Annotated in this window: 13 protein-coding genes; 4 read left to right on the top strand and 9 right to left on the bottom strand. The window is 59.7% G+C overall.

Translation table 11 applies throughout. The features are described from left to right. Window positions 1-5 precede the first annotated feature (5 nt). The 4 genes from ACR1XY_RS02985 to ACR1XY_RS03000 all read right to left on the bottom strand — a co-directional run bounded on the left by ACR1XY_RS02985 (window position 6) and on the right by ACR1XY_RS03000 (window position 1,983). Complete coding sequence (locus ACR1XY_RS02985; RefSeq protein ID WP_142634359.1) at window positions 6-194, bottom strand: ubiquinol-cytochrome c reductase iron-sulfur subunit N-terminal domain-containing protein; 189 nt, start codon at window positions 192-194, stop codon at window positions 6-8. A 61-nt stretch (window positions 195-255) separates the two neighbouring features. Beyond that, window positions 256-867 carry a TorD/DmsD family molecular chaperone gene (locus ACR1XY_RS02990; protein WP_480589704.1) on the bottom strand — a complete coding sequence of 204 codons (612 nt, stop codon included), beginning with the start codon at window positions 865-867 and terminating at the stop codon, window positions 256-258. A gap of 4 nt (window positions 868-871) precedes the next feature. Then, window positions 872-1,432 carry a DUF3306 domain-containing protein gene (locus ACR1XY_RS02995; protein WP_480589705.1) on the bottom strand — a complete coding sequence of 187 codons (561 nt, stop codon included), beginning with the start codon at window positions 1,430-1,432 and terminating at the stop codon, window positions 872-874. Further along, window positions 1,429-1,983, bottom strand: coding sequence for a DUF3305 domain-containing protein (locus ACR1XY_RS03000; RefSeq protein ID WP_480589706.1), 555 nt, complete (start codon window positions 1,981-1,983; stop codon window positions 1,429-1,431). Before ACR1XY_RS03000 ends, ACR1XY_RS02995 begins: the two co-directional genes overlap by 4 nt. 232 nt (window positions 1,984-2,215) lie before the next feature. Between ACR1XY_RS03000 and ACR1XY_RS03005 the strand changes: the two genes are divergently transcribed. Then, window positions 2,216-4,168 (top strand): 4Fe-4S binding protein, encoded by a 1,953-nt coding sequence (locus ACR1XY_RS03005; RefSeq protein WP_480589707.1) that lies wholly within the window; start codon window positions 2,216-2,218, stop codon window positions 4,166-4,168. Here ACR1XY_RS03005 and ACR1XY_RS03010 read toward each other — a convergent pair. Beyond that, window positions 4,162-4,890 (bottom strand): c-type cytochrome, encoded by a 729-nt coding sequence (locus tag ACR1XY_RS03010; RefSeq protein WP_480589708.1) that lies wholly within the window; start codon window positions 4,888-4,890, stop codon window positions 4,162-4,164. The genes ACR1XY_RS03005 and ACR1XY_RS03010 overlap by 7 nt on opposite strands. Before the next feature lie 108 nt (window positions 4,891-4,998). Here ACR1XY_RS03010 and ACR1XY_RS03015 point away from each other — a divergent pair, with 108 nt between their 5' ends. The 3 genes from ACR1XY_RS03015 to ACR1XY_RS03025 are packed head-to-tail and all read left to right on the top strand — an operon-like array spanning window position 4,999 to window position 7,228. Next, a complete protein-coding gene (locus ACR1XY_RS03015) occupies window positions 4,999-6,060 on the top strand; it encodes an Mrp/NBP35 family ATP-binding protein (RefSeq protein ID WP_480589709.1) in 1,062 nt (353 codons plus the stop codon). Beyond that, on the top strand, window positions 6,057-6,749 hold the full coding sequence (locus ACR1XY_RS03020) for a biotin/lipoate--protein ligase family protein (RefSeq protein ID WP_480589710.1): 693 nt from the start codon (window positions 6,057-6,059) through the stop codon (window positions 6,747-6,749). The genes ACR1XY_RS03015 and ACR1XY_RS03020 overlap by 4 nt, the downstream gene beginning before the upstream one ends. Beyond that, window positions 6,749-7,228, top strand: coding sequence for a DUF6505 family protein (locus ACR1XY_RS03025; protein WP_480589711.1), 480 nt, complete (start codon window positions 6,749-6,751; stop codon window positions 7,226-7,228). The genes ACR1XY_RS03020 and ACR1XY_RS03025 overlap by 1 nt, the downstream gene beginning before the upstream one ends. Here the strand turns inward: ACR1XY_RS03025 and ACR1XY_RS03030 are convergent. From ACR1XY_RS03030 to ACR1XY_RS03045, 4 genes are all read right to left on the bottom strand, one after another. Further along, window positions 7,225-7,725 carry a flavin reductase family protein gene (locus ACR1XY_RS03030; RefSeq protein WP_480589712.1) on the bottom strand — a complete coding sequence of 167 codons (501 nt, stop codon included), beginning with the start codon at window positions 7,723-7,725 and terminating at the stop codon, window positions 7,225-7,227. The genes ACR1XY_RS03025 and ACR1XY_RS03030 overlap by 4 nt on opposite strands. Before the next feature lie 88 nt (window positions 7,726-7,813). Beyond that, window positions 7,814-9,226 carry a 3'-5' exonuclease gene (locus tag ACR1XY_RS03035; RefSeq protein WP_480589713.1) on the bottom strand — a complete coding sequence of 471 codons (1,413 nt, stop codon included), beginning with the start codon at window positions 9,224-9,226 and terminating at the stop codon, window positions 7,814-7,816. A gap of 1 nt (window position 9,227) precedes the next feature. Further along, window positions 9,228-9,746, bottom strand: coding sequence for a hypothetical protein (locus ACR1XY_RS03040; RefSeq protein ID WP_480589714.1), 519 nt, complete (start codon window positions 9,744-9,746; stop codon window positions 9,228-9,230). A gap of 48 nt (window positions 9,747-9,794) precedes the next feature. Continuing rightward, a complete protein-coding gene (locus tag ACR1XY_RS03045; protein WP_480589715.1) occupies window positions 9,795-11,618 on the bottom strand; it encodes a DUF294 nucleotidyltransferase-like domain-containing protein in 1,824 nt (607 codons plus the stop codon). Window positions 11,619-11,633: the final 15 nt, after the last annotated feature.

Below are 11,633 nucleotides of genomic sequence, written 5' to 3' on the forward strand. Positions count from 1 at the left end.
GCGGCTTAGAAGCGCGCGCTGTCCAGGTAAGCGCGGGTATGCGCTGTGTCCTGCATGCGGGTTTCATCCGTGGGCAGCTCGGCTGCTTCGGCTTGACCGCTCAGGCTGGCGGCGGCGACGGCAGCGGGCGCTGCCGTTCCGGCCAGTTTGAGGAAGTCGCGGCGTGTGGCGCCTTCTTCCTTGGTCTTGCTCATGGGATCCTCCTTTCCCAATTGCAGTTTAACGCCCCTAAAGACGTTGGCGAATGACAGCGCTTCACGCTGTCGTCATTCGGAATGCCTCGCGCTCGATCTCCATGAATACCCGTCCGGCCGTGCCGACCGAAGCATAAAGAACCGATGCATCGGCAGCTTCCAAATCCGAATAGAAATGCATGGCCCAGGGGCCGATATGCTTGTTCCAGAACGCTTTCTGTTCCTCCAGAGAGGCAGGAGTGCCGAAACGGCCAACGATCATGCCCGCCATCATCTCCATCAACGATGCGATATTGTCCTCGGGTTCGAATACGTTCTGTGCCCGCGTAATTCCGCGTGCAGCCATGTCGTTGCGCAGTTGGGCTAGTGGTTTTTCGTTTAGGAACCCGGTCAGGTAAAAACTAGCATAAGGCAGTAATTCACCACGCCCCAGCCCGATGAACAAGGCGTTGAACTCCCGCTCGGCTGCGGCAGGCTTCGTGACCTTGGCCACGCGCGCCATCGCCTGAATGGCCTGACCCAAGTCGGTACCATCTCCAGTCAGACTGGCCACCTGATCCAGCAACATCTGATCCGGCGGAACCGCCAACAGCAGCCCAAGAAAATTGTAGAAATCCGCGCGCAGGCGATCTTCGGCCGAAACATCCATTTGTTGCGCGTTGCCTGCGGTCATGGGGCTATCCTTCGAACTCAAATTTCATGCGGCGCGGGGTGGGGGGCATATCAACTTCTTCAAGGTCTTCAGGCTCTGCCATGACGACCGGTTCAGGCGTTGGCTCCTCGACCACCTCTGGTTCCGGTTCCTCAGTGAGGCATTCTGGCTCGATCTCTTCGGCTTGTGCCGCCAGTGCCTCGATATGGGCCAACATGCCCTTTCCGACCTGATAGGCAGTGGGGATGTTTTCGATCACGCAAGCCGCGTCGGTAAAATCCTCGCCATAATCAACCAGCCCATCCACATTGGCCAGCACCGGGTTCAGTCGCCACAGCCTCCGCAATGCGCGACGGCGCAGACGGTCGGGAACTGCCTTGGCCATGAAGCCTGAGACATCATCGCCTGCCTGCAATTCGTCCGGGTCGGGCAAATTGAACTCGGCCAGAATCTCGGCATCGGATTTCTGCTCCAGCTCGGCTTGCTGGGTAGCAAGTACCTGTTCTTCAACCGCGATGACCTCGGCTTCGGCTTCGGCCTGCACTGCCGCTTTGCGACGGGACCAGAAATCGCGGGCCTGCGTCATTGCACGATCCTCCGCGGGGCGCGGTAGACATCCGAGTCCTGACGGATACGCGCATCTCCTTTGCCGTCCTCGACCAGATCGGTGCGTTTCTTGTCACGGCGGCGTTTGACGAAAATCTCGTCGCGGTGATGTTCCAGAGCGAAATCCCGGACCCATGCGATTAGCCCTTCGGTCATCGGAATCTTCTCGACAATCTCTTCGCCGGTATCTGCGTAGTCCTGCCCTTCGAATGGAGATGCAGTGACAAGCACCGCATCCATCGGGCGTTCACCATCCAGCGCGTCACGCAGAACCAAGTAGATTGAGGGCTGACCGTCGGAGAGGTTGACCATGTAGGCCTCGGTTTCATCAACCCAGAGGGTCAGGGGGAGGGTAGCGGCGTGATACTCCACAGCCTCGCCTTCGCGGCGCAGTTCCTGCCAATCGGCAGGCCCCGCACCGGGCAACACTGCAACGGCGCGCCAGTTCCACTTCGCCCAGCGGGTGACACCGGGTGTTTTGCGCACGACGACGCCGATTGGCATTTCAATCTGGCTTGCGGCCTTCGCCACTTAGTCCTCCCCGGAAGGCTCTCCCCTACCTTCCACTGCGTCTACTATGGTACACAAGTTAGCTTTCTGCCAAGCCTGAACTTTTTGGCCACGGACGCGATCACCGTTTGTTTATGAGTCTGAGCCATTTCACCGGCCTAATGCCGAAAGTAGTTTGGTCTGCAGGGATTGCCACTTTTTGCATACACCCTAATCTGATCCCGAGATGGGGAGACGTCCGGGAGGGGTGGCTATGGGCACAAAATTTCTGTTATGCGACTGTGCAGGGACACAAAACCTGAACGCCGAGAAAATCGCGTCCACCTGCAAAGCAGAGTGTTCCAAGGTTCACACGGCCCTGTGCACCGCTGAGTTGGAAGCCGCAGCATCGCTGATGCAGGACGGGGAAGTCGTGATTGCCTGTGGTCAGGAACAGGAGGTGTTCAGCGCGCTTGCCGAAGAGTTGAATATAGAAACGCCGGGCTTTTTCGATCTGCGCGACCGTGCCGGGTGGTCCGAGCAGGGTGAGGACGCCACGCCCAAGATGGCCGCACTGGCTGCGGAAGCGTTGCTGCCGCAGCCGATCACGTCCAGTGTGGATGTGTTCAGTGAGGGTACATGCATCATCATCGGACCGGGTGAGTTGTGTTTTGATCTGGCCGAACGTCTGGCGACCACGCTGGCGGTTACGGTGATGGTCACCGATGACGCCCAGCCGATCTCGCGGGCCTTTGACGTGGTGCGCGGGCAGATGCGGTCTTTGACCGGCGCGCTCGGAGGGTTCTCGCTACGGCTGGACGCCCTGCAGCAGATCGAACCCGGCGGGCGCGGTGCGTTTACATGGTCCGAACCTCGGGACGGAGCGAAATCGGCCTGTGACATCGTGATCGACCTGACCGGGGGAACACCGTTTGTGCAAGCCCCTGCCAAGCGTGAAGGGTACTTGCGTGCCGACCCCAAGGATATGGTCGCTGTCGAGCGCCTCGCATTCGAGGCGGTGCAACTGGTCGGGACGTTCGAGAAACCGCTTTATGTGCGAATGGAAGAGACGCTCTGCGCCCATTCCCGCGCCGAACAGGTGGCCTGCACCAACTGTCTGGATATCTGCCCAACAGGTGCGATCACTCCAGCTGGTGAGCATGTGACTATAGATCCAATGATCTGCGCCGGGTGCGGCGAATGCGCGTCGGTGTGCCCGTCAACGGCGATCACCTACGAGGACCCGCCGGTTTCAGCCCTGTTGTCACGGATGCACATTCTTGCGCGCACTTATCGGCGTGCAGGGGGCACCGCTCCCCGGTTGTTGGTGCATGACGCCCACGGGGCCAAGATGATCCGGCTGGCCGCCCGGTTCGGTCGCGGCCTTCCTGCAGATGTCATTCCGTTGGAATTGAACGTGATCTCGGGCTTTGGCCATGCCGAGATGTTGGCCGCACTGGCGCACGGCTTTGCCCGGGTCGATGTGCTGCTGGCTCCGGCCACCGAACGCGACGCGCTGGTCCGGGAACTTGAACTGGCGCAGGCGATTTCCGGGCCGGGTAAGATGGAGCTGATAGATGAGGCCGGCCCGGACGCGATGGTGGATTTGCTATACGCGCAGAAAGTCCCGCCACCTCCGGCCAATCCGGTGCTGCCCTTGGGCAACCGCAGACAAATCGCGCGACTATCGGCGCAGGCGCTGAATCCGCAGGCGGAGACTCCGTTGCCGTTGCCCGAAAACGCGCCTTACGGGGCCGTGGCAGTGAATACGGATGCCTGCACGTTGTGCCTTAGTTGCGTTTCGCTCTGCCCGTCGGGTGCTTTGGTTGATAACCCCGACAAGCCGCAGTTGAACTTCCAGCAGGATGCTTGCCTTCAATGCGGATTGTGCAGAAGTATTTGTCCCGAAGATGCGATTAATCTGGTTCCGCAACTCGATCTCAGTGACGCTGCGCTGTCGCAGCAAGTGCTGAACGAAGAAGAGCCGTTCGCCTGTGTCGAATGCGGTGCTTTGTTCGGTGTGAAATCCACGGTCGAGCGGATAATGGAGAAACTCTCGGGCACACATCCGATGTTTGCGACCTCGGACAAGGCCCGGATGATCCAGATGTGCGACAATTGCCGTGTGAACGCGCAGTTCCAGCAGCAGGACAACCCGTTTCAGTCAAACCCAAAGCCCAAGGTGATCACGACCGAGGACTATTTCTCAAAACGCAAGGATCACTGAAGTTGTAGTGGCGCGCCCAGATCGGCTGCCTTGATGACCGAGACGAAAGCCAGGATGGCGTCCAGCTCTTGCACGGTCATCTCGACCGGATGAATGGGCGAGGGGCGTGCGGGATCGAAAGGCGGGGTCAGTCCGTCGATCTGAGTGAAGGCAGGATGTGGGTTCAGCGCAAAGAACGCCTCGAACCGTTCCGACCAGTCGGGCATCGCGCGCAGCACGGCAAAAGAGGGTGTCGAGCCCAACCCGTTCATGCGGTTCTTTGGCCCGATTACGTGGCATCGTCCGCAATGGGTCATCGACAGTTTCTCACCGAGGGCGGTGTCGCCATCGATTACCGGGTCGGCTTGTGTCGCCGTGGACTCGAAACGGGTAGAGAAAGGCGCGCCCTGTTCCGGGATAAAGCTCTCAACCGTGTTCTTGCCGATATCGGACAACAGCCAGTCGCGGAACCGTTCGTGTCTGGCGTTGTCTCCGATCCGCAGGTGATAGACCACGCCGTCGCGGGCAAAGACCGGATCGCCCGGTGGCGCGGTTTCCAGCACCAAAACGCCCGCATCATCTGCAATAACGCGTATCCCGGTCTTGAGAGAGAAGCGCGGAAGGATATGTTGCAACAGACCAGAGTCTTTTACCTCGGCCGGAGCGGCCAGACCCAATGCCTCCTGCGACCAAGAGGGACTGGCAGAGAGCGTCAGGCTCAGGCACAAGAGGACAAAGCGCATGGCCCAGCCTAACGGTCCGGCCCCGAATGCGTCAATTGAACTGAACAAGACGGAGACACATGCAATGAAATGCAACCTCGTGGTGGGACAAGTCAAAGGGGTAACGGCATGAGTGTTCGTGACGCGGTTCTGGCGAACCTGAAGAAGATCACTGATCCTGTGTCCGGCCAGGATATCGTCAGCGCGGGAGTGGTGCGTGCGTTGAACGTCGAGGGCGATACGGTGCGGTTTGTGCTGGAGATTGACCCGAAACACGCCGAGCAGATGGAGCCGGTGCGCGCCACCGCCGAGAAGGCGGCGCAGATGGTGGACGGGGTGGCCAAGGTCTCGGCGATGATGACCGCGCATTCCGACAAGGCGCCGCCGGATCTGAAACCCAAACCCAAACCCTCGCAAACCGGTCCGCAGGTCGTTCCGGGCGTGGACCGGATCATTGCCGTAGCTTCGGGCAAGGGCGGTGTCGGTAAATCCACCATTTCGGCAAACCTCGCCTGTGCCTTGGCGGCTGAGGGTCGTCGTGTGGGTCTGTTGGATGCCGACGTCTACGGCCCGTCGCAGCCCCGGATGCTGGGAGTCTCAGGCCGTCCGGCCAGCCCGGATGGCAAGACCATCCTGCCGCTGCGCAATCACGGCGTCACCATGATGTCGATGGGGCTGATGACCAATGAAGGACAGGCGGTTGTCTGGCGCGGACCGATGCTGATGGGCGCGCTGCAGCAGATGATGAACCAGGTGCAATGGGGCGCGCTGGACGTGCTGATCGTTGACCTGCCGCCCGGAACCGGTGACGTGCAACTGACGCTCAGCCAAAAGTTCAAGGTGGACGGCGCCATTGTTGTTTCCACCCCGCAGGACGTGGCCTTGATCGACGCCCGCAAAGGGATCGACATGTTCAACCAGCTGAAGACGCCGATCGTTGGAATGATCGAGAACATGTCGACGCATATCTGTTCCAACTGCGGGCATGAGGAACACGTGTTCGGTCATGGCGGTGTTGCGTCCGAGGCCGAGGCGCTGGGCGTACCGCTGCTGGGCGAAATCCCGCTTCACTTGAATATCCGGGTTGCCGCCGACGGAGGTGCCCCCATCGTCGTCAGCAAGCCTGACAGCCCGCAGGCCGAAGCCTTCCGCAAGATCGCTCGGGACATGATCGCCAAGGGCAACGCATGAGCGAGCCAGTCTTCCCGCCCTTGCTGTCGGGCCATCCGGTGCAGGGTGGGGAAGACCCGTTCGAACGCGCGCAAGCCATGGCAGCGCTGGGCTGTGATGCCGGATCGGTCGTGTACAACATTCAGGCCGACCGGCTGCGGGTGGCGATTGTCTTCGCGCCCGAGGTTCCCTTGCAGGATGCCATGGCGATGCTGCCGCTATGCGCCGTGGGGTTCCAGAACGCACTGGGCGCACTGGCCCCGCCCGAGGTCGCCGTGCATCTTGGCTGGGACGGGTTGATCTGCGTGAACGGCGCGAAATGCGGTGAGTTTCGTGTTTCAGCGTCCACGACGACCCCGGACGAAGAACCCGACTGGTTGGCCGTAGGATGGGAATTGGCGCTGATGCAAACCAGCGTGGCACCGGGCAAAACGCCGGATATCACGGCGTTGTATGACGAAGGCTGCGCCGAGGTTTCGCCATTACAACTGGTCGAGAGTTGGTCGCGGCACATGCTGACTTGGCTCAACCGCTGGCAGGAGGACGGTAATGCGCCTCTGCATGGCGAATGGATGGGGTTGCTGCGCGGTGTCGGAGAACCCTGCGAGACCGGCGTTTTTCTGGGAACGGATGAGCGGTTCGGGATGCTGATCCGCGAAGGTGCCGAAACCCGCCTGCGCCCTTTGACCGAACTGTTGGAGAACGGATAATGAAACTGGCCCGCGCGATCCATTTCGATGAAAGCGACACAAACGTCTTCCATTCCCCGGCCCGGACCGGAGAATGGTGCATCTCGGGCGGGTTCGAGTTTTCAAACTGGGGGCAGGCTGATCTGGAGGGCAAGGCACGGCAGGCCTTTTCAAACGGCTGGCTGGGCGTTGAGACTTTTGGGCGCGTGACTTTTGTCGCCGTCACCCAGATCCAACAGGCGGAAATGGATCAGATCGCGCGGAACCTGGCCGAACATTTCGTGCAATTCTACGGCGCGCCCTCGGTCGAGGCTGCGTTGGGTGTGGCGCAGACCGAGATCGTCCATATGGCTGAACTATGCGAGGAACACGCCCCCAATACTCTATTGACCGTTGCGCGCGAATTGTCCGACAGCGGCGTACATGAGTCGTTTCGCATCATCACCCCGCAGGAAACACAGCTTGAGGCGCTGGCCGTCCACGGCTCGTTGGACGATTAAAGCAGGTCCGCAAACCCGCCGAACTGACCGCGTTTGAAGATCAGGCCTTTGCCGGTTCGGTACATCACCTGTTCGACCTCACCAACCAGGATCAGGTGATCACCGGCCTCGTGCTTGGCATGAAGCTGGCAGTCGAACCGGGCAAGACAGTTGGCAAGTTGCGGACGGCCCTTGTGATCGGTTTCCCAAACGGCATGTGAGAAATCCAACCCGTCGCGCGCGAACCGCAAAGCCTGATCCTGCTGTTCTTCGGCCATCACGTGAATGGAATAGTGTTGGCAGGCATTAAAGGAACTGAACCTGTGCGAATCCTTGGCCAAACACCATAACACGAGTGGCGGATCCAGCGACACAGACGAAAAAGAGTTGACAGTGATCGCGCGCGGTCCGTTTGCCGAATGCGTCGTAACGACGGTGACCCCGGTTCCAAAACACCCCAATGCTTCGCGAAACGCGGGGCTTTGATCCGGGGTGGGGATGAAGGTTTTTTCCGTCATTACGCGCTCGTGCAGTGGCCGGGCATCAGGTGCCATGGCCAACTGTGATTGTCCATGAAAAGCTGAATTCTATCTGAATATTTTGCGGTTAATTCAGATCTTCCAGCAAACGACCATGCTGACGGGTGGCTTCGATGACAGCGCCAAAGGTGGTCATGCCGCGCGCATTCAGCATCGGCAGCATCTTGACCAGCGCCTGCGCCGTGGCGACCGCATCCCCCAGTGCCGTGTGGCGCAGCTCGTGCGGGATGGTGATCTCCAGTCTGTCGCACAGGGCATCCAGCGTGTGTTTGTCGCTGGCGCCAAACAGAACGGCGGACAACAGAACCGTGTCCAGAATGGGGTGATCCCATTCGACATCCATGTGTTTGGCGTGACGCCGCAGAAACGCCATGTCAAAGGGTGCGTTATGCGCCACGATCACCGCATCTCGCGCGAACTGGTGAAAGGTGCGACCGGCTTCGGCAATGTCCGGCGCGCCTTCGACCATGCGGTCGCTGACCTTGTGAACCTTGGTCGAGGCTGGCGGGATGGGCATGCCGGGATTGACCAGCATATCCAGCTTCTCACCCGCGACAATCCGGCCGTTCACCACCCGCACCGCGCCGATCTGGACGATCTCGTCTTTGTGCGGCAGCAACCCGGTGGTTTCGGTGTCAAAGACGACAAAGCACAACTCCTGAAGCGCGAGCGTTTCGAATTGTCCTCCGGCTGCGCTGTTGAGCAGGTCGAAATCATAGACCAGCGGCCGCGCGGCTTCGGGCTCGATATTGGCGGCACTTTCGTCAAAGATCAGCAGATAACCGGGCGCGTCGCCCAGCGGTTTCATCCGGGCGGCATAGGTCTGCGCGCCGTCAATGCTGGTCAGTGTACATTCGACCTCAAGCCCGGTTTTTGACAGTTTTTCATAGGCTTCCTGCAGAGGCACTGGCTGCAGGTATTCGAATAACGAGGCGTTCAGACGGGGATGCGCGATCTGGGCCAGAACCCCGGCGGCCTGACCGTCATAGAGAACGATCTTATGAGTGGGGCTGGCCAGCACCATTGCCACGGGTATCTCGGTCAGCAACGCAGTTAGCCGTTGTTTTTCGGCTGACAGATGCGCGGTTTCTGCAGCCACAGCTTCGGCGACATCCATTGTCTTGCCCGACAATTGATCCGCCAATCCAGCTGCAGCGGGGGCCAGATCTCCCAGATAGCGCGCAGCCTGCATATCGACATCTGTACTGACCCCAGCATGGGCGCGGGCGCGCAGCTGGGCTGACAACCTCTCGATCGGTTTGGCGACGTTGTCGTCAAACAGCAGCCATACACCTACGATTAAACCGACAATACCGAAGGCGATGAGGATTTCGGCAAAGATGAAAGCGTTAGCAAGGGCCGGGTCCGCGGCGCGCTTGTAACTGATCCACAGTGCCAGAGAACTGACCACCACGCCGCCCAGGGCAAGCAGGCAGAAGAACAGAAAAATGCGAATGCGCAGGCTCAACCGGGTCAGCATGTTACACTCCGCAGGTTGCCTCAATTATCGGGTCACCGTCGCCGACACTCAGCCAATCAACGTTCTGTAAATGGCCATCATCACCGAATTCGACACCATCGGCCAGACTGGCGCGGCTGTTGGCGGCGCAATCGACGGCCACCGGCAGTTTAGAAATCGGAGCCCAGCGGCCAAAGAAGTACATATCGACCAGCCGTTGTTGCGGAACCTGCTCGTTGGTGCGAACCGAGACCGTGTCAATAGCGGCGAACCGATCAACAAAGGGCACCGCATAGGTCCACGGGCGATAGAAGGCCCGGCTTTCGACTTCCTGCACGATCTCCATGCCATCTGGCAGGGTCTCAACAGTGCGGTCATACCAAGAGTACTCGCTGGCGATGGTCATGCCAATCATGCCCAGGCCTGCAGCGACCGGAGCCGCCCAGCGGGGCAGGCGGCCGCCCGTCAATTTGTTCACTACCATCACCACACCTGCGAAGGCAAAGCCCGCAAAGATGGTACCGATCAGTTCCAGAAACATGTGTCACTCCAAATTTCAGACGCTTGCGTCCGTATTGTTTTTTCTGGCCTAGCCCAGCATACCCTTGCCATGACCCACCGCGGATTGCATCGTTTTTACGACAACGAAGGCGTCGCGCAGATGGCTCCTCTCGAAATCCGACAAGGCGGATGGTGGGAGATAATTGTCGGGCTTTTCACCGGATTTGATCAGCCTTACCTGATGTTCCAGCCTCGCTTCCGCAATCAGGTCATAAGCGTCAAGAATGTCCCGCGCGCCTGAGGGGCTTAGCACTTCGGCGGCTTCGGCGGCCTTCAGGCGGGCACGGGTGTTGGCCTCGGTCAATTGGCCCTGCAGGCTGTAGACACGGGCCAGATCGACCACTGGAACCACGCCGTTGTGCTTCAGGTCCAACGTGTTGCGATGCTCGCCCGAGCGGATGGTGGCGAAACCACGCAGCAAGCCAAGTGGCGGGGTGTGTTTCAGCGAGTTTGAGATCATGTGCGCCACGAAGATCGAATTCGAATTGGCTGCGGCCAGCGTGTCGGCCTGAAGATCGGTAAACAGTTCGAACGCGCCGCCGATTGGGCGCAGATCGAACATGACCGATGCCAGCATCTGCGCCTCGGGGTTCGGTTTCGCGATCCAGCCCTTGAAATAGTCGCGCCAGACGCGCACCGGCTGACACCAGCGAGGGTTGGTCGCCATCATGTCTCCGGGGCAATAGAAATACCCGCAGGTATCCAGCCCGTCAGAGACGAATTTCGCAAGTTCCGCAAAATAGGGCATGTCGGCCTCGGTCACGCTGTCATCCAGCATCAGGCAATTGTCCTGATCCGATACGCCTGTCTGCTCCTGCCGTCCTTGCGAGCCGCAGGCCAGCCACAGATAGGGCACTGGCGCTGGCCCCAGCTTTTTTTCAGCCAATGCCAGCAGTCGGCGCGTTGCCGTGTCGGCGATGTCGGTGATCAGACGGGTAACGATTTCGTGCCGGTTGCCCGCGGCAACCAGTTGCATCAGCAATTGCGGGATTTCGACCGTGACCTGCGCCATTTCATCCGCCGAATTGGCAAGGGCGATCTGACGAACCAGTTCAGCCGAGCTGACGGCTTGATAGTGCGTCAGATCGGTCTGTGTCACGATGCCGACCAGCTTGCCACCCTCGGCGATCGGGATGTGACCGATTCCGCGCTCCATCATCACATGCAACACATCCGAGCCGATATCGGTGGGCGACAAGGTGATCGGATCAACCGTCATGATCGCCGAAACCGGAGTGGTGTCGGGCATGGCGTCTGCCACGTATTTGCCCGAGATGTCGCGTAGCGTGGCGATGCCCAGCAACGAGTCGCCCTCGGTCACGCACAGGGATGAAATGTGGCGGTCACGCATCAGCCGCGCCGCCTCCTGAACCGGCATGGCCGCGGGGCAGGTGGCCGGATTGCGCGCCATCAGGACATCAATCGAACTGGTTGCCAGGCTTTGCGGGCCGGAACGCTCGCCGCGCGTCCGGTTAAAAAACTTGGCGACGAAATCATGATTGTCGATCAGTTGACGTACCACTGCCGAAGGCAGAATAAACACTACCGACGGCGTATCCGCGTGCGCATGAGTTGCCGCTTTGCCGTCTTTCAACAGGCCGCGCTCGCCAAAAGAGTTTCTGAGCCCGAGATGAGAGACGACTGCGCCGTTTTCATCTGTGATTTCGACCTGACCTTCGTAAATCAGGAAGACACCGGGCAGGGTATGTCCCAGCGTGTACACCGGAGAGCCTTCATCAACCTCTCGCACCTCGATCTGTTTGGCCAGATCGTCCAGTGCTTCAGAGGGCAGGGCGTCATAAGGATGTACGGATTTCAGAAACCGGGTGATTTGGTCGTGAGAGAGAGGCATCAAAAAATCCTGGGC

Source organism: Ruegeria sp. AD11(2025), from assembly GCF_056542405.1.

Coding starts and splice junctions, on each gene's coding strand:
- ACR1XY_RS03040 (WP_480589714.1), bottom strand. CDS start 9,746: ATGTTTCTGGAACTGATCGGTACCATCTTTGCGGGCTTTGCCTTCGCA.
- ACR1XY_RS02995 (WP_480589705.1), bottom strand. CDS start 1,432: ATGACGCAGGCCCGCGATTTCTGGTCCCGTCGCAAAGCGGCAGTGCAG.
- ACR1XY_RS03015 (WP_480589709.1), top strand. CDS start 4,999: ATGAGTGTTCGTGACGCGGTTCTGGCGAACCTGAAGAAGATCACTGAT.
- ACR1XY_RS03005 (WP_480589707.1), top strand. CDS start 2,216: ATGGGCACAAAATTTCTGTTATGCGACTGTGCAGGGACACAAAACCTG.
- ACR1XY_RS03020 (WP_480589710.1), top strand. CDS start 6,057: ATGAGCGAGCCAGTCTTCCCGCCCTTGCTGTCGGGCCATCCGGTGCAG.
- ACR1XY_RS03030 (WP_480589712.1), bottom strand. CDS start 7,725: ATGACGGAAAAAACCTTCATCCCCACCCCGGATCAAAGCCCCGCGTTT.
- ACR1XY_RS03010 (WP_480589708.1), bottom strand. CDS start 4,890: ATGCGCTTTGTCCTCTTGTGCCTGAGCCTGACGCTCTCTGCCAGTCCC.
- ACR1XY_RS02990 (WP_480589704.1), bottom strand. CDS start 867: ATGACCGCAGGCAACGCGCAACAAATGGATGTTTCGGCCGAAGATCGC.
- ACR1XY_RS03025 (WP_480589711.1), top strand. CDS start 6,749: ATGAAACTGGCCCGCGCGATCCATTTCGATGAAAGCGACACAAACGTC.
- ACR1XY_RS02985 (WP_142634359.1), bottom strand. CDS start 194: ATGAGCAAGACCAAGGAAGAAGGCGCCACACGCCGCGACTTCCTCAAA.
- ACR1XY_RS03035 (WP_480589713.1), bottom strand. CDS start 9,226: ATGCTGACCCGGTTGAGCCTGCGCATTCGCATTTTTCTGTTCTTCTGC.
- ACR1XY_RS03045 (WP_480589715.1), bottom strand. CDS start 11,618: ATGCCTCTCTCTCACGACCAAATCACCCGGTTTCTGAAATCCGTACAT.